This window comes from Paenibacillus sp. 4624 (assembly GCF_050435065.1).
GTDB lineage: Bacteria > Bacillota > Bacilli > Paenibacillales > Paenibacillaceae > Paenibacillus > Paenibacillus amylolyticus_D.
The window spans coordinates 270,009-292,620 of record NZ_JBNDJR010000002.1 but is presented as its reverse complement, the minus strand read 5'-3'; the positions used below and the strand labels follow the sequence as shown (position 1 = coordinate 292,620).

General features: G+C 47.9%; 18 protein-coding genes. 4 read left to right on the top strand and 14 right to left on the bottom strand.

Annotation, left to right across the window (positions count from 1 at the left end; translation table 11 throughout):
* Positions 1–95: 95 nt before the first annotated feature.
* From nikD to ABIE27_RS05660, 8 genes are all read right to left on the bottom strand, one after another.
* Positions 96–902 carry a nickel import ATP-binding protein NikD gene (gene nikD / locus ABIE27_RS05695; RefSeq protein ID WP_123064028.1) on the bottom strand — a complete coding sequence of 269 codons (807 nt, stop codon included), beginning with the start codon at positions 900–902 and terminating at the stop codon, positions 96–98.
* 34 nt (positions 903–936) lie between these two features.
* Positions 937–1,764 (bottom strand): nickel ABC transporter permease subunit NikC, encoded by an 828-nt coding sequence (gene nikC, locus ABIE27_RS05690; protein WP_123064027.1) that lies wholly within the window; start codon positions 1,762–1,764, stop codon positions 937–939.
* The gene (gene nikB, locus ABIE27_RS05685; protein WP_429350086.1) at positions 1,764–2,708 is read right to left on the bottom strand and encodes a nickel ABC transporter permease subunit NikB; all 945 of its coding nucleotides are present in this window, start codon (positions 2,706–2,708) and stop codon (positions 1,764–1,766) included. Before nikB ends, nikC begins: the two co-directional genes overlap by 1 nt.
* 84 nt (positions 2,709–2,792) lie before the next feature.
* Positions 2,793–4,433, bottom strand: coding sequence for a nickel ABC transporter substrate-binding protein (nikA, locus tag ABIE27_RS05680; protein WP_123064025.1), 1,641 nt, complete (start codon positions 4,431–4,433; stop codon positions 2,793–2,795).
* 277 nt (positions 4,434–4,710) lie between these two features.
* Positions 4,711–5,748: a glycoside hydrolase family 130 protein gene (locus ABIE27_RS05675; protein ID WP_429350085.1), complete on the bottom strand. Its 1,038-nt coding sequence runs from the start codon at positions 5,746–5,748 to the stop codon at positions 4,711–4,713.
* 70 nt (positions 5,749–5,818) lie between these two features.
* On the bottom strand, positions 5,819–6,658 hold the full coding sequence (locus tag ABIE27_RS05670; RefSeq protein ID WP_429350084.1) for a carbohydrate ABC transporter permease: 840 nt from the start codon (positions 6,656–6,658) through the stop codon (positions 5,819–5,821).
* On the bottom strand, positions 6,655–7,542 hold the full coding sequence (locus ABIE27_RS05665; protein ID WP_429350083.1) for a carbohydrate ABC transporter permease: 888 nt from the start codon (positions 7,540–7,542) through the stop codon (positions 6,655–6,657). Before ABIE27_RS05665 ends, ABIE27_RS05670 begins: the two co-directional genes overlap by 4 nt.
* 227 nt (positions 7,543–7,769) lie before the next feature.
* Complete coding sequence (locus ABIE27_RS05660) at positions 7,770–9,080, bottom strand: ABC transporter substrate-binding protein (protein ID WP_429350082.1); 1,311 nt, start codon at positions 9,078–9,080, stop codon at positions 7,770–7,772.
* A gap of 225 nt (positions 9,081–9,305) precedes the next feature.
* Between ABIE27_RS05660 and ABIE27_RS05655 the strand changes: the two genes are divergently transcribed.
* From ABIE27_RS05655 to ABIE27_RS05645, 3 genes are all read left to right on the top strand, one after another.
* Positions 9,306–10,490 (top strand): AGE family epimerase/isomerase, encoded by a 1,185-nt coding sequence (locus tag ABIE27_RS05655; RefSeq protein WP_429350081.1) that lies wholly within the window; start codon positions 9,306–9,308, stop codon positions 10,488–10,490.
* Between the two features lie 2 nt (positions 10,491–10,492).
* Positions 10,493–11,671: a glycoside hydrolase family 130 protein gene (locus tag ABIE27_RS05650; RefSeq protein WP_429350080.1), complete on the top strand. Its 1,179-nt coding sequence runs from the start codon at positions 10,493–10,495 to the stop codon at positions 11,669–11,671.
* Positions 11,672–11,879: 208 nt separating this feature from the next.
* Positions 11,880–12,908 (top strand): substrate-binding domain-containing protein, encoded by a 1,029-nt coding sequence (locus ABIE27_RS05645; RefSeq protein WP_123064019.1) that lies wholly within the window; start codon positions 11,880–11,882, stop codon positions 12,906–12,908.
* 168 nt (positions 12,909–13,076) lie between these two features.
* Here ABIE27_RS05645 and ABIE27_RS05640 read toward each other — a convergent pair whose 3' ends face one another.
* Positions 13,077–14,504 carry a hypothetical protein gene (locus ABIE27_RS05640; RefSeq protein ID WP_429350079.1) on the bottom strand — a complete coding sequence of 476 codons (1,428 nt, stop codon included), beginning with the start codon at positions 14,502–14,504 and terminating at the stop codon, positions 13,077–13,079.
* A 315-nt stretch (positions 14,505–14,819) separates the two neighbouring features.
* Positions 14,820–15,335, bottom strand: a complete 516-nt coding sequence (locus ABIE27_RS05635; protein WP_123064017.1) for a DUF2179 domain-containing protein — start codon at positions 15,333–15,335, stop codon at positions 14,820–14,822.
* A 627-nt stretch (positions 15,336–15,962) separates the two neighbouring features.
* On the opposite strand from ABIE27_RS05635, the gene ABIE27_RS05630 reads away from it, so the two are divergent.
* Positions 15,963–17,192, top strand: coding sequence for a Leu/Phe/Val dehydrogenase (locus tag ABIE27_RS05630; protein WP_429350253.1), 1,230 nt, complete (start codon positions 15,963–15,965; stop codon positions 17,190–17,192).
* A 904-nt stretch (positions 17,193–18,096) separates the two neighbouring features.
* Here ABIE27_RS05630 and ABIE27_RS05625 read toward each other — a convergent pair.
* The 4 genes from ABIE27_RS05625 to ABIE27_RS05610 form a co-directional block, all read right to left on the bottom strand.
* Entirely contained in the window at positions 18,097–19,764 is a 1,668-nt protein-coding gene (locus ABIE27_RS05625) for a hypothetical protein (protein WP_429350078.1), read from the bottom strand.
* Between the two features lies 1 nt (position 19,765).
* A complete protein-coding gene (locus tag ABIE27_RS05620) occupies positions 19,766–20,563 on the bottom strand; it encodes an ABC transporter ATP-binding protein (RefSeq protein WP_429350077.1) in 798 nt (265 codons plus the stop codon).
* A gap of 228 nt (positions 20,564–20,791) precedes the next feature.
* On the bottom strand, positions 20,792–21,442 hold the full coding sequence (locus ABIE27_RS05615; RefSeq protein WP_429350076.1) for a PepSY domain-containing protein: 651 nt from the start codon (positions 21,440–21,442) through the stop codon (positions 20,792–20,794).
* A gap of 244 nt (positions 21,443–21,686) precedes the next feature.
* Entirely contained in the window at positions 21,687–22,523 is an 837-nt protein-coding gene (locus tag ABIE27_RS05610) for a PepSY domain-containing protein (protein ID WP_161556903.1), read from the bottom strand.
* Between the last annotated feature and the right edge of the window lie 89 nt (positions 22,524–22,612).

Genomic DNA, 22,612 nt, shown 5'->3' with positions numbered 1-22,612 from the left:
GCTTTAACAAGTCCCTGCACGATAAGCACGTTTTAACCGCTGGAGCTTGTGACAACTTGCCCCTGTCTACTTCTTTAGCGACCAAAAGACCACTTCTAGTGGCCAAGAGACAACTTCGGCCGGGCATTTAGCAGCATCCGAGTATACTCATGCTGCGGATGATCGAACAATTGATACACGTCTGCCTGTTCGATGATCCGCCCCTTCTGCATAACCGCTACTTCATCTGCCATCTGTGAGATGACACCCAGATCGTGCGAGATAAGCAAAATAGATGTACCGTGCTCCTTCCGAAGCCGATCCAATTCCCGGAGCACATTCAACTGATTCACGACATCCAGTGCTGTTGTAGGTTCATCGGCAATCACCAGAGCTGGCCGCAGACACATGGATACGGCAATCATCACTCGTTGCAACATGCCTCCGCTGAGCTGAAACGGATAACGTTTCAGCAGCTTTGCCGGGTCTGGAAGTTTCATATCAGCCAGCGCAGCAATGGCCTGTTCCCGCGCTTCTGCTTTGGACATTTTCGTATGCGTTCGCAAAGTTTCAATAAATTGAGAGCCGATCGTATACACGGGCGTAAAAGCATTCATCGGATTTTGCATAATAAATCCGATGTCCCTTCCGCGTATGCGACGCATATCTTCTTCGGATAAGTTGCTAAGCTCCCGTCCGTTCAGACGAACACTGCCTGAGGATTCCATCCTGCGGGGATGCAGCAAGCGCATCAGCGCATTACACGTCACCGTTTTGCCGCAGCCACTCTCACCAACAAGGCCGAAGACCTGCCCTTTTTTTAAAGTCAGCTGAACAGGTTCCAGTAACGGGACGGCTCCCTTCGCTGTCTTGAGCTTAACCTCTAGATCACGAACTTCAAGTACGATCTCTGCCACGTCCATCGTCACATTCCCCCTTGTTCAGTTATTTTCACCATTACTTTTTGGAAATGTCGTAACGATCAGATAAAGCTTCTCCCAAAATGTTAAACGTCATCACAACTAGCAGAATAGCTACACCCGGATAGATCATCAGCTCCGGATGACTGCGAATATACCCTGTGCCTTCATGAATCATGGCTCCCCACTCCGCATTAGGCGGCTGAATGCCAAGTCCTAAGAAAGACAGCGCCGAGATATCCATAATCGCCCAGCCCATCTCGAGTGTTCCCATAACCACGATGGGGCGCTGCACATTGGGAATGATATGTTTACGAATGATCGTCCAGGTAGAGGAACCACTAATTCGAGCGGCTGCGATAAAGTTCCGTTCCTTCAAGCTAACAACCATATTCCGGCAGATTCGTGCATAATGCACCCACTGTACCATCATGAGCGCCAGCAGAATCTGCATTAGACCTGGACCGAAGATCCCGACGATGCCCAGCACCAGCACCAGTTGTGGAAATGCCAATATGCCTTCACATAAACGCATCAGCACATTGTCAATCCAGCCGCCCAGATAACCGGAGATCGACCCAACAATGAGACCGATAATCAACGACGACAGGAAGATCATCGTTGCAAATCCAATCGAAATCCGTGCCCCATAGAGAAGTCTGGAGAGATTGTCCCTTCCCAGATGATCTGTGCCGAGCCAGTGCTCGGCAGATGGAGCCTTCAGCTTCTGCAACAGGTTAACTTTGACCGGGTCATGCGGTGCGATCCATGGAGCTAATAATGCCAGGATGAAAAAAAGCAATACGACCGCAGCGCAAATCCAAATTATTTTTTTCCCTCGAAACAGTGTACGCCATCGGTTCATCAATGCTCTGCCCGTCCTTTCGCCGAAATCCGCGGGTCCATATACAGCTGTACCAGATCAACGATCAGATTACATACGATGAACAGACACGCCGAAATAAAGACATAACATTGGATCACGGGAATATCTCGGTTGAAGATGGCTTCTACAAAATAACGCCCGAAACCCGGCCACGAAAAGACTTGTTCTACAATAATCGTTCCGGTTAACAGCCTGCCCATGGTCATGCCCATTCCTGTAATAAACGGGGTGATGGCAATCTTGAGCACATGTTTCAGCATAATGACCCGTTCACGTATGCCGCGCGTTCTCGCGTATTGCACATATGCTTCCTGTAATTGTTCCAGTACACTGGTGCGCAACATACGGGTGTATAACGCAATCATCACCATAGAAAGCGTAAGCGTAGGCAGCACCAGGTTCTCCCAAGAGCCGCGCCCTTCGACCGGAAGCCAGTCCAGTTTCACAGCAAAAAAGAAAATGAGCAAGTAACCAAGCCAGAACTGCGGAATGGAAGCTCCAAAATAAGAGATCGCTCGGCTCACCATATCAATCCAGCTATTTTTGTATACCGCCGCCAAAATCCCCAAAGGAATACTCACCAGTGCAGAGAACAGAATACTCCACAAGGCCAGTTCTGCTGTGGCCGGAAACTTATCCTTGACCTCATTGATCACCGGTTTATTCGTGAGATACGAGGTACCAAAATCCAGCTGGGTTATTCTCTTCAATGTATCCACATACTGAGTGAGCAAAGGCCGATCCAGACCGAATTCATGTCGCTTCTCCGCCAGCAGCTCTGGTGTTGGATAAATGTGTGCAGCAGTCAGATACGCTTCGGCTGGATCAACCGGTGAAATATGGATCAGCCCAAAAGTCACGAGTGTAGCGATAAAAACGATAGGAATGATCGCGATCATTCGTTTACCTATATAGCCGATCACCAAACTTTCCTCCCCTTTACCATGCCACACAAGCTCTTTTTGCCTGATGTGTTACGTGTTCATAAATACGTTCTTCAATTATGATTATGGATTGCTTAACTGCATTCCCACGAATGGATTCTCATCACGATTGGCCGGAAAAACAAATTTAGCAATTTTCTTCTGATATACGGCCGTTTTCTTCACATAAGAGATCGGTACAATCGCCGACTGCTCCTGCAATGTCGTCAGGATGGATGTATACAGTTCCTGACGTTTCTTCTCGTCTGTAGAAGACAGTGCTGCATGCACCTGGTCGTCCAGTTCCTTTTTCATCGGCAACGCGCTAAGTGTCTCGGAGATTCCGAATCCCGGGCTTGCTACGACGTTAACGAAGGAATGCGGATCGTATGGCGCCCCGTAATTGTACCAGAAGTACAGGTCGAAATCATTGGCTTTCAGACGTTTAATCTGTACCGTTAGTTCAAGTCCGGTAAGGTTTACTTTAACCCCCAGCTCGCCCCATTCGGCCTGAATGGTTTCGCCCATCGCTTTTTGAATCGGATCGGTTTTATCAAAAATCAATTCGAATTCCAGCTTCTGTCCATCCTTCTCACGCACGGTTCCGCCTGCTGGCAGCTTCCAGCCGGCTTCATCCAGCAACGCTTTGGATTGCTCCACGTTATATTCAATCGGTTTCAGATCCACATTGGTATATGGATAGTTTTTGGACAATGCGGTATCAGCCGGTTCTTCCAGACCCGACGTGACACCTTCTACCATCGCTTTTTTGTTGAAGCCCTGTTGAAGCGCCTTCCGCACTCTCACATCAGACAACTTCGGATTCGAAGAGTTAAGCAACAAATCACGAGTACCTACAGGATCGGACAACTCACTTACATACTCATCATTCTCACGCAGCTGCTGGAATGCATCCAGACTAATTACACCTTCACCGTAAATCAGATCGAGATCGCCTTTTTCAAAAGCAAGCACACGTGTCTCTGCATCAGGGATGATTTTGACCGTAATCTGATCAAATGCGGGTGCAGTTCCCCAGTAATTCGGGTTACGTTTGAAGACCGCGTACTCATCCTGCTTATAATCAGCGAGCATCCATGGACCCGTACCTACTGGTTCCTTGATGCCTTTGGATGTATCCCCATCATCCGGGAATCCAGCCGCACCCAGGAAACGGAACGGACGAACAACAGACAAATCCTGAAGTACAGGATAATACGGCTCGGTAAGAGTCATGCGGAACGTATGGTCATCCACGACCTCTGTCTTGCCCAGCACGCCGATAATGCCCAGCCAGCTATGTGTTTTTTTATTTTTCATGATCGAGTCAAAATTCTTTTTCACAATTTCAGCGTTAAACGGTGTGCCGTCGGAAAATTTCACCCCTTGGCGCAACTTGAATGTATATACTTTGCCATCATCAGAGATGGTCCATGACTCAGCAAGTGCCGGTTCCAGTTTACCACCCTTCTGGTAACTCACCAGTGGTTCGTAGATCATGGATTGGGCAAACAATTGGGACGGATTGTACGTATGTGGATTCATCGTACCGATATCCCGCGGCCAGGACATCGTAATCGACTTCGCCGAAGCCGCCTGATCTCCCGAAGCAGAAGAAGATTCTTTGTCACTTCCTGTATTACTGCAACCCACGATAAATAACAGCAACAACAGTGTTGTTGCCATCATAAGGGTAGTCAAACGTTTCCGTTGTTGTCCTGACATAGATATAAACCCCTTTTCTCTCTTCTCTCATTCTTTACTTGACCATCACCGTGATAATGATTCTCATATTCATTAAGAATATGAAGTAGCCTCCCTTTTGTCAACAAAAATCGACATAATATGTATGCCCATTAAATAGCTAAAAAAGCCCTTCCTATAGGAGGAGGAGCTTCCCGGGTGAATATAAGCAAATTTGCTGCATATTCTCTGCGTATTTCCTTTTCATTTCATATCTATATTCAATTTATCTAGTCATTTCTGAATGTGCATTAACTCATTAAAGTTTGCCCTCCTCGCGGTCGCCAGCAATCACTTCATCCGTTTCTTTGACATATTTCACAATTTCGTCAACGGTTGTGTAGGCCACACCGACATAGGTATCCGCTGCACCGTAATAGATGGCAATTCGTCCAGTATCGGCATCATGCAGGGTTGCACACGGGAAAACAACGTTATCAACGAAGCCCTGCTCCTCATACCATTTCTCCGGCGTGAGTACGAAGTTGGATGAACGATACTTCACTTTGGACGGCTCATCCAGATCGAGAATGACCGCACCCATACTGTACACAAAACCGTTGCACGTTCCGGTTACGCCATGGTAGAACATCAGCCAGCCTTCGGATGTCTCAATCGGAGCGGGACCACCGCCAATTTTCACGGATTGCCACCAGCCTTGACCGCCTTTGCTCATGACATGGCGATGTTTGCCCCAGTACACCAGATCCGGGCTTTCGCTCAGGAAAATATCTCCGAACGGGGTATGTCCGCTATCGCTTGGTCTGGAGAGCATCATGTAGTTATCGTTGATTTTGCGTGGAAACAATACGCCATTGCGGTTGAAGGGCAACATCGGATTCTCTAGGCGGACAAACGTTTTGAAATCCTCTGTCTTGGCTAGGCCCAGGGCCGCACCGTAAAAATCGGTACACCAGATGATGTAATAGGTATCCTCCACTTTAACCAGACGCGGGTCGTATGCGTAGTTCGGCATAAACGGTTCGCCTTGTTCGTCCACAAAAGCGATGCGCCCTTCTTCAATCGTCCAGGATAACCCATCTTCACTGGAACCCATGTGCAGGTGCGGACGGCCATTGACCGCCTCGGCGCGGAATACACCGATAAATTTCCCATCATAAGGAACGACTGCACTGTTGAAAACGCGAGCAACTCCCTTCACCGGGTTACGCGGTACAACCGGATTAGCCGAGTGTCTCCACACCGGGCCTTCCGTCCCTTCCGGTTTATCCTCCCAAGGCATGTTTGGCAAAGCGGCCCCAACGATGTGTACCTTTTTCGTTTCAGCAACTGTCATATCTCATTTCCCCTTTAACAGTGATGTTTCAATTCAATTCACTTCTTTTGGATTGAATGTTTTTACGGAATTATTTCACAGAGCCCTGCGCAAAGCCGTTATAGATGTACTTCTGGAGCAGCAGGAAAATAATCATCGTAGGGATAATGGCAATCATAATCCCGGCACTGATGACCTCCCACTGTGATCCGAAGGGCCCCTTAAACTTGAATAAGGCAGTGGATATTACCTGCAAGTCGGTCTTAGGCATATATAGGAACGGCGTATAGAAATCGTTGTAAATGTTGACACCTTTGACGATGATGACCGTCACAATCGCCGGTTTCAGCAAAGGTAATATAATTCTCCAGTAGATCGTGAAGTACGAAGCGCCGTCCAGCATGGCCGATTCGTCGAGTGCACTGGAGATCGAGCCAAGGAATTGCAGGAAGATGTATACCGCGATAATATCGGTTCCCAGATACATGACGATGGCTGCCCATCGTGTGTTGAACAGGTCAAGTGCGTTAATAATCTGGAAGGTGGCGACTTGCGTAGTCACACTTGGGATCAGGGTAGCCAGCAGAAATGCAGCGACCATGATTTTTTTGCCTTTGAACTTGAAACGATCCAGAACATAAGCAATCATGGAGCCTGTCAACGTTGCACCTACGATGGAGATGATCAGGATAATAACTGTATTTTTGAAGCCGACAAGCATGTTGCCATCCACAAATGCCTTGGCATAATTCGCAAAGTTAAGCCAGTTGGCGGGCGGGGCAAGCGGACTGCTTGTGGCGTACTCGGCATTGGTTTTCAGGGACGCAAACAGGATCACTACGATAGGCAAAAGTGCAATGAACGCCGCCAGAATCAAAGAAGCGTATTTCATTACGCTTGCGATGGTATATTTGAATGGGTTCACGTTCATTCCTCCCCTTTCATGCTGACACGCTGCACAAGCGTCACAAGAATAACGATCAGAAGCAGCACAACAGCCATCGCTGATGCGAGTCCCAGTTTGCCGTATTTAAATGCCAAGTGAACGGTCTGAATCACAAAGGTCATACTGCCGTTGGAACCGTCGGTCATAATATATGGAATATCGAACGCACTGATGGCGCCGCTTATGGCCAAGATCAGGTTGAGTTGCAGAATGCGGGTAATGCTCGGCAAAATAATATGGCGGAATTGCTGCCAGCGGTTCGCACCGTCAATATCGGAAGCTTCGTATACATCCTTCGGAATGGAAGAGATCGCGCCCAGAAAGATGATAAAGTTAAAGCCCATATATCTCCAGACGGATGCACCCGCGAGGGATACGTTAATGATATTCGGGTTCCCAAGCCAGAGCTGGGTGTACTGTCCCAGTCCGATCGCCTGCATCAGCGTATCGAGCGTCCCATCCGGTTTGAAGAAAAAGAGAAAGATAAACCCGATGGCTACACCATTCAGCAGGTAAGGAAAGAACAAAATGCCCTTGAAAAAATTTTTGCCTCTAATTTTGAAACTCAGGATGGTGGCAAAATAAAGGGCCAGGCCCATCTGTACAAAGGTAGCAACGAAATAGTACAGACTAACGATGAACACTTTAAAATACTCCGGGTCGCTAAAAATACGTGTGTAGTTTTCGAATCCGACATAGTTTAATCTTTTGCTATATCCATTCCAGTCGGTAAAGCTGTATTTGAACATGTTAATGACAGGCAAATAAGCAAATGTAAATAGCAGTGCCAGCGGAATAATCGAGAAGGCACAGATAATAAATATGCGTTGTGCCGAGTAACTCCAGTTTGAAAGCCTTACGTATTTCATTCTCCCCACACCTCCCAGCGGTTCAGCCGCCTTGGTTCATAGACGCTCCGTATCACTCCTCGGATGTAACACAGGGCGGGCCAAGTAAATACATATTTAACAGGTTATCGCCTTAGTCATTCCACTAATGGCTTAAACACGCTGCGAACCTGGCCCCAAAGCCTCGAACTACCGGCACCCACATTACATCTGCTCACATCCGCTGTATGATACGCTCGTTGTACCTATTATTTCGTGACTTCCGCACGCGCTTTTACCCATTTATCGTTCAGATCTTTCATAATGTCATCATACGATTCACTCCGGTTGCCGATGGCCGCTTCAATAATGCGTTTCTTGAAGTCAGGTTGCCAGAGACCAATCTCGCCTTTGTTATCGATTTTGTCCATCAATCCCTCCTGCCCCTCTTTAGCCGGAGTTAAAGTAGAGAATTTTACATCTTTGTACTGATCTAGAATCGGCGGCAGCTCTGCGCTCTTGTCTGCACTCATGCCTCCCCCCTGCTGGGTAGCATAGTTGGATTTGGCCAGGAACCAGTCGATCCATGCTTTTGCCGCAGGTTTGTTCTCGCTGTTCACATTCATGCCAATGTTATAGTCTGCGGACAGCGGTACGATAACATCGCTAGCGTTGGTCGGGAATGGTAAGAAACCAATATTGTCTGGTGTATCGGTCATGCCTTGAATCTGTGTGATTGCCCATGATCCAAGAGCCATCGTTGCAATCTTGCCATTAGCTAGATCCGCCTTGGAGCTTTCCCAGTCTGTTGTTGTCGGGTCTTTCTCAATCAGGCCGTTCTTGGCTGCATCATAAAGCACTTTGTATAGCTCATAATGCGGCTGTCCTGGCACAAAGTTATCATCCGTATTGGGTTGATCTACGTTGACATAATCTACACTACCTGCAACCGTTGGCAGGTCAGCCTCCCATTGGGTAAGTGCCCAGCCTGATGCGTAGTTGGTGTAGAGCGGAATGGCATCCGTATTATCCTTCACCTTCTGAAGTGCTGCCTGGAATTGTTTAGGTGTCTTCGGCAACTCGGTGATCCCTGCGTCTTTGAAGACTTGTTTGTTATAAATGATACCGGAGAACGTGATGACCGTTGGAATCCCGTATACCTGGCCATCCACCATACGCTCTTCAATAGCAGTGTATTTGTCTTTCAGTTCATCGTATGTGCCAAGCGGCTCGAAAAAATCCGGGATATCGGCGATTGGAACACTCGTAGGAATCATAAGTACGTCGCCATAGTCTTTAGTGCTCATCCGAATCTTCACTTGTCCCTCGTAATCAGCCAAGGCCTGAAAATTCACTTTAACGTCCGGGTATTCCTTGTTGAACTCGGCCGCATAGTCCTTGAATACGGTATCAACAATATCTGTGCGTTGCGTCAAAACAGTAATTTCGCCCTTGATATCTGCCGGATCTGTACTGATCTCTTCTCCCGACTGCGCCTCACCTCCTGATGAACACGCAGCAAGCAGTGAAGTGATGAGTAGCATCGTCAGTAACAACACCCAGCCTTTATTTTTCCTCATTGTTCCGACCCCTTCCTTAATTAAATTAAGTTATCGTTAAGGTTACAGGATAGATTCTATTATGGTAACGCTTACCTGTCAATTGAATAATTTATTACTTCACTAGTAAAACCAAATATACATTTCGTTGACAAGGCACTTTCATAGAACTAATATTAATATATAAAGTTAACGATAACTTAATTTATTCAAATATGATTTTTTACGGATGAAGGAGTGCTCTGGATGACTCATAAGATGGTTCAGCTTCAAACTGAAATTGCGGAGCATTGGAAAAGCAAAATTATGCCGTTCTGGTCTAAGTTAAAAGATGAAATTCATGGTGGATTCTATGGCTGGGTTGGCAGCGATCTGCAGGTGGATCAAGAAGCACCCAAAGGCGGAATCGCTACAGCACGGCAGCTTTGGTCTTTTTCCGCAGCCTACCGGGTAACCGGTGAGGAGATCTGGCGGGAGCACGCTGAACATGCCTATCGTTTTCTCGCTGATCACGTGATGGACAGAGAGCACGGTGGGATGTACTGGATGGTGGATGCCATCGGTGAACCGCTGGATTCGAGCAAACATGTGTATACTCAGTCTTTTGGCGTATACGCGCTCAGCGAATACTATCGCGCAACAGGTGACGCTTCTGCACTAGCGCTTGCGAAAACGCTTTTTGCACTGATAGAAAGCAAAGGTTTCAACGTAGATGCTCCTGCTTACAGAGAGCAATTTGACCGATTTTGGAATGAACAACCGAATGAAATGTTGAGTGAAAACGGGGTCATTGCGGATTACACGATGAATACGCATATCCATGTGCTGGAGGCCTACACCACCCTATACAAGGTGTGGCCGGACCCGCAAGTGAAGGCAGCGCTTGAGCGCCTGCTTGGAATTCTGTATGAGCGGGTGTATGACAAGAACACCAAGTTCCTCGGGGTATTTTTCAACAAAAGGTGGGAGTCCATCATTGATCTGCGCTCATTTGGACATGACATCGAGGCCAGCTGGCTGATCGACGAAGCCCTCAAGGTGTTGGGGCTTGAAGATCATCCGCAGTATGCCGCCATGGTTACAGATATCGCATACAACATTTTGAATGTAGCTGTGCAGCCGGATGGTTCACTCATGAATGAACAGGAAGGCAATCATGTAGATACCACTCGCATCTGGTGGGTTCAGGCGGAAGCGATGGTTGGTTTCTATAACGCCTATCAGCGCACTGGGGATTCTAGATTTCTGGAAACGATCGAACAGTTGTGGAATTATACGCAGAAGCACATCGTGGATTACCGGCCAGGCGGTGAGTGGTACTGGGCTGTGGACGAAAATGGCACACCTGATCAGCATGAAATGGCCGGCCCGTGGAAATGTCCGTACCATAACAGCCGTTTTTGCATTGAACTCATGGAGAGGATGGGATAAGCATGATACACCCGAAATATAGAACGTTACTGGAACAGCAGGAGCAGCTTTTGTCACGAAAAAATGAGGTTGACTCTTCCTTCTACAATGGCATATACCAGCGTTATCAATATCCGGTCATTACACGCCATCATGTTCCGCTGCACTGGAGATTCGATCTCAATAAGAACACGAACCCACATTTCATGGAGCGTCTGGGTATTAACGCAACCCTCAACCCGGGCGCTATCTACTTTAAAGGCAAATACATCATCGTTGTACGTACCGAAGGACTGGATCGAAAATCATTCTTTGCCCTTGCCGAGAGTGACAATGGCATTGACGGATTCCGCTTCACCCGCAAACCGCTCGTCTGGGACGATATCGATGCAGAGGAGACCAATCAATATGACATGCGCTTGGTTCAGCATGAGGATGGCTGGATCTATGGCATCTATTGTTCGGAACGCAAAGACCCTGAGGCTCCTGCCTTCGACACCTCTAGCGCTATTGCACAGGCAGGGCTTGTCCGTACACGTGACCTGATTCGTTGGGAACGCCTCCCGAATATTTCAACAAACTCCCCGCAACAGCGGAATGTGGTGTTGCATCCCGAGTTTGTGGGTGGCCAATATGCTTTTTACACGCGTCCACAGGATGGCTTCATCTCTACAGGCAGCGGCGGCGGAATCGCCTTTGGTCTGTGCGAGGATATTCTGAATCCGGTTATTCACGAAGAGATCATTATAGATGAACGGAAATACCATACGGTGTATGAGGTGAAAAATGGTCAGGGCCCTGCCCCGATCAAAACAGACCGTGGCTGGATTCATATTGCCCACGGCGTGCGGAACACCGCAGCAGGTCTTAGGTACGTACTGTACACCTTCGCCACCGATCTGCATGATCCGGCACGCATCATTGCCAAGCCGGGCGGGCACTTCATTGCCCCTTATGATGACGAGCGCGTGGGCGATGTATCCAATGTTATTTTTTGCAACGGTGCAGTGGTTAATGAGAAGGGTGAAGTCTTTATCTACTATGCATCCAGTGATACACGCTGTCATGTCGCCACAACCACGCTAGAGCAACTGGTAGACTACACGTTTAATACCCCTGCTGATCCTTATCGCTCCCTTGACTGCGCCAGCCAGCGGGGACACCTGATTGAGCAGAACGAACGTTTATTGCAAAAACAATGAAACGAACATCGTCTGATCCATCTTGACTAACCCTGCGGGACTCGCGAAAAATAGTGATGCGACATCTGGAATCGCTTTATTCCGGTTGGGTTAAGATGTATACTAAAATGGATTGTTATTATGTTGAAAGAAGCGCTCACCATAATGACATCACATTGTATTTAAGCCGGCTTGAAGGAGGCGACCAAAGCTGAAGAACAATATCACCATGCGGGATATCGCCGACAGGCTCGGGGTCAGCAGTGTGACCGTCTCGAAAGCGTTGAATGACAAAGAGGGTGTCAGTGGGGAATTAAAAGAAAAGATTAAACAACTTGCCGTTCAGATGGGTTATCGTTTTAACGCGACAGCCCGTTCTATGAAGGAAGGCTTAACTCATAATATTGGCGTAATTATCCCGGAGCGGTTCACCGGGCCTACGCAATCGTTCTATGTACGCGTGTTCCAGCGCATCACCAAACATCTTGAGGAACAGGGGTATTACGGTATTCTTCATATTCTGAACAGTGAGGACGAAGAAGAGCTATCATTGCCCAAACTGTACAGCGACAGCAAGGTCGACGGCTTCATTGTGCTGGGTCAGATCAGCAAGGAATATATTGAATTGGTGCAGTCGATGGACGTACCTAAGATGTTCCTCGATTTCTACGATGAACATTCCGATATCGATTCCGTTGTGACGGACAACTTCTATGCCGCGTATGAAATGACAAACTATCTGATCCAGCAGGGACACCGCAGCATCGCTTATGTAGGTAATCTGTATTCCACAAGCAGCATTCAGGATCGTTTTCTAGGTTATTATAAATCTTTGCTTGAGCACCGCATGCCTATGAACCCGGATTGGGTGCTTAATGATCGGGATGAACGAGGCACGTTTATCGAGATCGATCTACCAGAACAGCTTCCCACCGCATTTGTCTGCAACTGCGATCAGGTCGCTCATCTACTCGTGCAGAAGTTGACTTCGCTGGGTATTCAAGTGCCGGCTCAATGCTCTGTCGTTGGGTTCGACAATGATATTTACGCTATGCTATCGGAACCCAAGCTCACCACGGTTGAAGTGGATATCGAACAGATGGCACGGACGGCTGTTCAATCCATGCTCAAAAAGATGGATGACCCTAGCCGTAGCTTCGGCCGTGTCCATGTAAAGGGCAATATCATCTATCGCGAATCGGTGAGTCCTGCATCAGAGGCCCCGTCTCAAGTAACGAAAACGATGCAAAAACAATAAAACAGAAAATAACTAAACATAAAGCCTTTAAACCACAAACAGCAGATTGAAGGCATTTAGACCTGAGGAAATAACATTTTACAAGTAACATTAAAAAACAAGCGACCCAGCAAGAAGTGCAGGGTCGCTTGTTTTTTAACTTATTTTATATCGTACGGAGCGCTTAACTTAGTAACTCGTCTTCAGCCAATTGTCTTTAGACCAAGTTAACTTTCCGGCGCCTGCACCATTAGAACTTGTTAGACGTGCATTCAACGTAGACGGATCATCTGTCTGATAGCTGTATGGAAGGAAAGTAAAGCCGTTCCACGAGAACGGTTTGATTGCAGCTGGAACGGGTGCAAGCGGACTGCCCGCAGTATCACTGTTGCCACGGAAGGAACTTCCATACAGAGAGTACATCGTATCGAGCACGCTGATTTTACCGGTGTACGTGGCGTTGGTCGGATCTGTCTGATTGTTGCGTACAGGGTACTGCACATCCTTGATTACTGATTTTTCGACCAGCACAGCGCCACTTTCGGTGGAGATTGCTCCATTGCTGGTAATACCGAATTTGTAACCTTTGGAAGCGATGGCTGTTGCCATAGCGCTAGTAATACGTGACTGAGCTGAACGGGCATCGGCAGCATCCATGATGATGTTATAGGCATGGGCATTACCGCCACGCAGACGAGGCATGCGATCCTGGATGTCTTTATACAGGTTATGATGCAGGGTGATCGACAAATTAGCGTTAGCCGACTCCAGACTGGTCGCACCGACGAGGTGCCCCTTTTTCTGCGGGCCGGAGATGGCAATGACGTCTTGTTTACTTAGACCGACCGCACTGCTTCGCAAGTAGTTATACATGGGATAGGAAGCTTTGTTTGCTTCCAGTTCATTGATCTGGCGGGTGACCCAGCTGTTCGCACTGCCGTCATCCCCTTTGAAGGTAGACCAGGAGATGGTTACACCGCTGGTTCCTTTTTTCGAATCGACGAGTCCGTCATACGCTTTGTTAAACGTGCAGTGATCGATCCACACACCGCTGCTGTCCTCCAGGGTAATGTAGTCCCAGTCGTTTTTGTCATAGTCCCCTTTGGTGGATTCATCCCACTCCCACAGCTCATCGAATTCCAGGTTGCGAATGATCACATTGGAGCTTCGTTTCACCGTGATGGCAGCGTGTTTGATCTTGGAGCCATTCGCCGAGAAAATGGTGAGTCCATTAAAGCCGTCCACCGTAATTTTGCTGACCCCCGTCTGCTTCAATACCGGATGTGTCAGTGCATCGTTATGCTTCGCAAAAGGTGAAGTCCGTGCCGCGCTAGGAATCTCGTTCCACCCTAAGTCGAGGTCGTTCATAATCTCAACGACTTTGACACCGGAGTTCTTTTTCAGAGCCAGCGCCAGGTCGGTGGCATTATACACTTTTTTATACGTGGACGTGTTCGACTCACTGATGATTCCGCCACCTGTGTTCCCTTGGGAGAAACCGGCCAGGTTGTAATCTGCATTGCCCGCTGCCTGCACACTTGCAGGTCCGGATAATAAGGTGAACCCTAGCGTGAGAGCCAGAGCCGCGCTGCATAAACTTCGTACTGTTTTTTTCATCGAATCGATTCCTCCCGATAGTATAATGTTGAATGTTGAGCTGTCCTGCCTGTCCCTCTGCGTCATGTCATGTCGCAAGTGACATATTCACAATGTACATTTTGAAAGCGATTACAACAATAATCCTGATTTCACATCCCTGTGAGAATGGCGGACAGGAGGCAAATGGTACCCGAAACAACCTGGCATCGTATCAAGTTAACTTGTATAACGGGGTATGAGTGAGGAATGGGAAATCCACGGAGAGAATAACACGTGTGCAGATAAATGAAATAAAAAAAGACAGGACCGCATCTAATGCAGACCTGCCCGATTTTACTTTTTGATTGAACGTGTCCAGAAACCGCCATGGAACTGTTTGGGTTCAACGGTAATGACAAAAGCTTTGGGATCGAGACCAAGAATGGTCTGGTAGAGTAACTTCTGGTTTTTGCGTTTCGCCAAAATCTCCATGACCAGCCGATCTCCGTCTCGTCCACTACCGACCCATGAGGTTACACCGTACCCTTTATCGCGCAAAGCGTTTGCCAGCCCTCCGTCCATCTGGTTGCAGATCACTTTCACGGTAACGTAACCTAGCGCAATCTTTTCCTCAATCCATGCTCCGAGCAGTACTCCAAGTCCATATCCCACTGCGTATACGATAAGCGCTTCTGGCTGTTTCAAATAGTTAAGCACCAGATTCAAGCCCAGCACATAGATCACAATCTCACCCATACTGATCAGGGCAGCGATGTATTTCTGTCCTTTGAGCGTTAAGATCATGCGAAGCGTGTAGGCCGATACATATACAATCTGAATCAAAAAGATAAATAACAGAATTTTAAGCAAAGACGATCCCTCTTTCCTAGACCTTTTTGAATAATCAGGCCCTTTGTTACGTGCTGCAAGGCGAACACTTATACCTTATTGGGAATGCATTTAACAGCTTTGGCTCATGTAGACCATCATATTCCTCTATCTCCATCATTGGACGTTATGTCCTCTTCCTAAACGGCTTCATGTAAATTTTCAGTCATCGATCTAGGGCGTGTCTGAAAGCGCTGAAGGAAGCAGATTTTGCCGAATCTTCGTTCCAAGCCAGAAAGTTTACCGCAGGCGTGCCGGAGCACGTCAAGGGAAAGTGACGCAGCAGGGGGCGAAAAGGCGGTAAAAGATGCACTTCAGAGGATTTCAAGACACGCCCTAGTCCGGATATTCCGGAACTGCCATTATAAAACGGTTTGTATCCATGTTCAACCCGGCGAATTCCCCAGGGGCGTAATAACCGCAGCGTGAATATGATGTATGAATCAAATTGGATATAGGTAGAGTCCATATCCATATGCAGCAAAATATAACCTTAATTGAAAGCACACCATAGACGTGATGTAGGCTTTTAGGAAATGGAGATGCCTTTGGCGGATACAGGACGGATTAACTTTGAAGGAGGAGTATGCCGTGCAGATCTGGCGTGAAATGGAACGTGAAGGCATGGAAGAGCTGTTTTTTTGCCACGACCCCTCCAGCGGACTTAAAGCAGTCGTTGCCATTCATAATACTGCCCTGGGTCCGGCTTTAGGGGGATGCCGCTGCTGGACTTATGCATCCGAAGAAGAAGCCGTCCGTGATGCGGTAAAGCTGGCCAAAGGCATGACCTACAAAAATGCCATGGCAGGTCTGCCTTATGGCGGCGGCAAGGCTGTTGTCTGGAATGTGGTTGGCGCTTCGGAGCAGATGACGACGGGGGAACGGATCGGAGAAGCGCTCATCGTGGAGCCCGCGAAGGGCAATATAATTGATGCGGCGCTGAAGGATCCGGCAAAGGGGGGAACACTTGGCGTGACACCAGTAGACGCGTCATTGGACGGTACACTTGACCAAGTGCAGGCAGATCCAGCGAAGAATGAAGAAATTCGTGCGTCCCAGTTTCGAGCACTGGGGCGGTTTCTGGAGCGACTCCACGGTCGCTTCGTGACAGGTTTGGATCTGGGCACGACGGCGGCAGACATGGACCAGATCCGGGTGGAGACGGCATATGTGACGGATACCACAGGTTCCCTTGGCGCACAGGATGACTTCACTGCCGACATGACCGCCTATGGCGTATACACCGGCATTGTCACCTCTCTGCGTCACCAGGGCGTAGCCGATCTGCAGGGCATTCCCGTTGCCGTCCAGGGACTGGGCAAGGTCGGGTATGCCCTGTGCCGTTACCTGCATGCAGCCGGGGCACGGCTGATCGTGGCAGACGTTGTACCGGAACGTGTACAACGCGCCCTTGTGCAGTTCAGCGGCGCCATTTCGGCCGATCCGGCCCGTATTCACGCCGCTGACTGCAAGGTGTTCGCCCCCTGTGCCCTAGGGGGCGTGATCACCCCGGCGACCGTGGAGGAGCTTCGCTGCTCCATTGTCGCCGGGGCGGCCAACAACCAGCTGAGTGAACGACAGCTGGTTGCTGGCCGCATGCAGGCGCGCGGCATTCTGTACGCGCCTGACTACGTGCTGAGCGCAGGCGGCATTATTAGCACCGCCTGCGAACTGCAAGGAGCTGGGCCTGACCTGATCCGCCAGAAAGTGGCGGGGATTGCAGGCACGCTCAGTAAGGTATTCGCAGAGGCTGTGCAATCTGGAATCTCCACAGCAGATGCAGCCGACCGCCTGGCCGAGGTCATTCTCGAATCAGGACAGACCGACCCCACCCAGTAAGTTACACTTAAAACATCTCTAACTTTCATGGATGAGGTGAGTACTGTTTCAGCATTATATTCGGAGCCTTGCAGAGCTCTTTATTCTAAAAAGTTCCCCACCTGCTCTCACACTTACATCTACTTCTACATCTACATCTACTTCTACTTCTACTTCTACATTTACACTAACATCTGCACCACCAGTTAGTTGTCTCCATACTCTAACGATCACAGGAAACGTTAATTGGCCTATTTTGCATGTTGCACCAGGCTAACGATCACCAGACACGCTATTTAGCAAAATTCACCTCTTTTTCGGGCTAAAACACCCTCTTTTGCAGAAATAAGCTTCCTGGTGATCGTTAGAATTCCTGAGCGCCACTTTTCGCCCAAATAAGCTCATCTGAGATCGTTAGAATCACAACACACCTTTGTCTCTACTGCACACTGGCTTACTTGTTTGGCTTACTCATCCAATCTACTGCACATTGTCTTACTTTTTTGGGTTACTTATCCAATCTACTGCAATGTGAGTTACTCACTATACCTAATTCACCTAATTCATTCACTATTTTCGCATTGTTTCCTTTGTTTGCTTTGTTTGCTTTGTTTGCTTTATTCTCTTCATCTCTTCATCTCTTCATCTCTTCATCTCTTCATTTCTTCATTTCTTCATTTTCATTTACTTCATACACTTTATTTTAAGCTACCCTATCTAACCCCTGCGCTTCTTCCCATGACTGGCAACCCTTCTTATGTAACAGAGCCCCGCGCGCGGGTAGTTGCAAGCCGCTCACGGGGCGAAAATAAATAACCACTTCCTCACTCTTGCTTAGACTCACTATATAGAATTACACGACTTAAGCCAGGAGCCAGTTAAACCAGGTTAAACACTCCAGAAAGGTACCTTGGCAGACTCCAGCTCAAACGACCACAGACGACTTGACCGCTGGTTTCTTCACCCGATACAACAGCGTCCACAGCAGCACATTCGCCACAATCAAGATCACACCGTACATCCAGACACCTCCGGAGAAGGAGCGGAAAAAGACATGAGCGCCCCACAGTAAAGCGAATACAGGTAAAGCAGCGAAAATATACCAGCCGTCACTTTGCTGGGCCACACTGAACGATTGGGAGAACGGTGGCTTTTGCAGCATAAACTTGCCGGATACCGGGATCAGCGCCGTAGCTGTGAGCAGAATAATCGCAATATCTGGTAAAATCCGAAGTCCAAATGTCCATGTGAACACAACCGCATTTAGCAGAAATACGGGCATGAATATATTGCTTAGAAATGCCTTCAGGGCGCCTCGATATAATACATTTTCATTAGCCATTGGCGCGGCGCGAAAGATCCATGATGCCTTGTACTGACCAGAATATTTCAGCATGATTACGATGGTTACCAAAAGAACCAGCATAATATATAAGGTGTACATAAATGAACTTTGCCTGAATTCCGTCCAGGTCGACGATTGTAAAGCGGTATACCAAAAGATATAAGGCATTACTAATGAAAAGCCTAGCGAAGGGTATACTTTAAGCTTGAATTCCCGCTCATTACGCATCATGCTGGCTGACAGACGAAAGCAGGCTTGTTCTTCGGCAGAGCGACTGAACAGCTTGGCAACCATGCGATCCCACTTTCCCCGGCGGCGATCTGAGGTTTGTCCGGAATGAGCCATTTTTTCTAAATACAGCTCGAAGGATGGCATAAGCTTCACATATACGATCAGGCATATCACCGGAACAACAACAGCAATCGCTGTTAACGTGTAGATCCACACACCGCCATGACCTGCGAATAACCAATCGTATGCAGCAGCATACCATAGCGGCGGTAACAGCAGTTGCCACCATTCCGGCGTAAAAGCTACTTTAAAATCAATAATATCAAAGGAACGAACGACAAACTGATATCCAATTGCGATCCCCACGGAAAGCAGAATCTGCACCATATTAATCATGTCTTTCAGCTTCTCCCCATCCAGAAACTTCATCATGAACAGATAGATGAGGGATGTGGTTACGAGGATCAGAATACTGATCAGAATAATCTGTAACAGAAAGAGTAGAAAGAAACCAATCCCGTGCGTAACAAGCCCGGCAATCAGCGGCGCAGCCGTCACTGAACCTGTCAGCAGCACCAGATAGACCCCCGCATGAATAGCTCGGGCCATCCCCACGGTACGCGCATTGACAGGTTTGGTCAAAATAATATTTCTATCCCGGATGTCGAGAAGCACGGATGAAAAATCCGAAATCATCGACGTCATAATCATAAACATAAGCACGCCAAACAGAATACCCATCTGAAGCATGAATTGTCCTGTATTCCAGACGACAAAGGGGACCATGATTGCTCCCATCAAGGCATACAGCCAGAGAGAGCGAACATACTGGTTACCTTCTTTGTTCTCCTTACTCTTTGACCTTCCGGCCATAATCGTAGGCACTCTGCGCTGATCCATCTGGAACTTCACCCGTAAAATAAGGCGCAGCACATCATAATCAGCACCCGTCTTGGCGATGATCGGCCGAAAACGATCCAGAATTTGGAGCGTACGAAAATCGGAGGGTTCCGCCATATTAGTTCACCCCCTGCACAATCGAAACAAAGCGCTCAGCAATCGCCTTATGTTCATTAAAGCCTGTCAATTGATTAAACACTTCCTCCAGTGACCCTTCCATCGATTGCTGCTGAAGCTGCTTGAACGTCCCATCTGCCACGACACGACCCTCGGCAATCAATACAATCCGGCTACTGATCTTCTCCACCACATCCATAATGTGTGACGAATAGAAGATCGTTGTGCCTTTTGCGGACAGCTGTGACAAAATCTCTTTCACCACCATCACACTGTTGGCATCCAGCCCGCTGAGCGGTTCATCCAAGAACAGCAGATCAGGATCATGTAGCAGTGCCGAGATTAACAGCACTTTCTGACGCATCCCTTTGGAGAAGGAGGCAATGCGAGAATGATATGATTTTTCCAGTCCAAAACAATCCATCAACAGCCTTGCTTTATAGTCCGCATCTTCATAAGACAAGCCATATAACTCTCCCGTAAACGTTAAATACTCCGCCGGAGTTAATTGTTCATACAGTTCTGCCACTTCCGGTACATACCCGATTCTACGCTTATACTCCACATCGCCGTCAGCGATATCCTGTCCAAAAATACGAACGTTCCCCACATACCCTTCCACTAATCCAAGCAAAATCTTCACTGTTGTACTTTTGCCAGCTCCATTGGGCCCGATGTATCCGATCATCTCCCCCCGATTCACTTCCAGATCGATGCCGTTTAATACATAACGCCCGTTATACCGCATACGTAAGCCTTCAATTGACAGCACTTGTTCTCTAGTCGTTTCCGATCTCATTTGTTCACCAGCCAATTCGTTATCCAGCTCCTTGTCTATACTATTTTCTACAATTCTACTAGTTTACCACAGTTTGGATTAAAGAAACTATGAACACTATGAAGTACGACAAAAAGACGCTTCACTCGAAGCGTCTTCCCGTCTGATACGATCAGCCTAAGCTATTTAAACCCGTCAAACGGTGGTCGGAGTCGAAAATCTTTCCTATACTCCCCCGCAATTTAACAATTAATCCTCGTCATCAAAATCCTGATCAAACGACAACACTTTACCTGTGTTCGCATCGATATCAACGTCTGCCTCACCTTGAGCTGTTCTCAGCTCAATCTCATAGACATAACGACCATTATCACGGTCCAGTTCAACCTTGGTTACTTTGCCACCAGTCACTTGTTTCAGTGCAATGTTGGAAGCTTGTGCAACCGTCAATTTAACCTCATTGGAAGCAGACGCACTCGAAGAGTTACCTGTTCCATTTTCCCGATAATCATCATCGTCATCGTAGTCGTCATCATTAACAACTGCCAAAACCTTACCCGTATAAGCATCCAACCTAACAGTCACATCCGGTTTACCTTTTCGGTCGATCTCAACTTCATAGAACGTTTGACCGTTTCTACGCTCCAGATCCACATCGTCCACTTTACCTTCCACTGCTTTCAACGCTATGGATTTAGCTTGGGATACGGTCAGCAGCTTACCTGTGTTGTTCTGGTTCGCACTCGTGGATTGTGTCACTGAGGCTGGTGCGGATTGTGTAGTTTCAGATTGTACTTTTGGCGCCGGTTGCCCGTTCATATTGCCGCTAGCTGCAACAGCTGATCCACCAAGCAACACCGCTGCGGACAAGCTGCCAATCCAAAGTTTATGTTTGTTCATCATCATCATTCATCTCCTCGTTATTGTTCTCGTTCTCGTCTACATATTTAGAATAACCTGGGCGAATGAGAGATTAGAGAGAGAAAGATTAGAATTTGATGAGAAAATGAGGAGAGTATTCTTATCCTTTTTCAGAAAATATTATAAATTGAACTGCAATGAGTGTTGACACGATTACTTCAATGTAAGAAATGTCCTTTCAGGCGATCATCACTTATCAATTCATAGATCCTTATAGAAATTCCTAATCGTCGTCCTTATCCCAAGTTACCGAACGTATGGCACCCGAAATCGCATTCACCTGTACCGTCGCCTCCCGGCCGTCTTCCAGATCGATCTCAACCAGGTAATACGGATTGCCACTGTTCGTGCCACGCAGCTCCACATCGTCCACTTCGCCGGGAACTCTCGCAAGTGCCTTCCGCTCGGCCTGCTTCTCACTTAGAAACTGTGGCTCTTTATCCGTTCCTCCCGTTGCCGATGGCGGAGGTGACTTGATCGCTTTGGACGAAACAATCTCGCCCGTATACGGATCAAGCGTCAGTTCTTGGCGGCTGTTATCCTTGGCTTTTACCACGGCGGTGAACACAGGACTGCCTTGCCGCTCAACCAGTTCCAGCGATACAAGCTGCTCCCCGGCTCTTTGCTTCAGCAACTCCGACTTCATCTGCTCACGGCTCCACAACGTCTTCTCTTCAGCCTGCGGACTCGACTCCAGACGTTTGATGGATTGAACAGCCGCCGTAAATGCATCGACCTGCACATCGTATAAACCTGTCTCCGAACGAAGCTGCATCAAATACGTACCGTCCTTCAGGGTAGAATGAATGATCTCTCCCGGGTATTGATTCAGCACAGATTGCGCGACTGTATCAGCAGATAACTGCTCACGAGCAGGTTCCCACGGTTTCCACCATATCACTGCTACGAGGAGCACTATGGCCAATGTTCCGGTCCCCAACCACAGTAACCTTCGTGATCCTTTCCCTGTATGACTTCTATTTAAATTTTTGTCTCCACGCCTATGCTCATGTTCGTTATCACTTCGTGTCATTTCAGGCTGCTGTTCCTGCTCTGCCATACGCACTTCCTCCTCACATTCTTCCATAACTTATCTGAGTATTCACGTTGAAACGCTATATACTAACCTTGTATGTCATCAGTATAGAA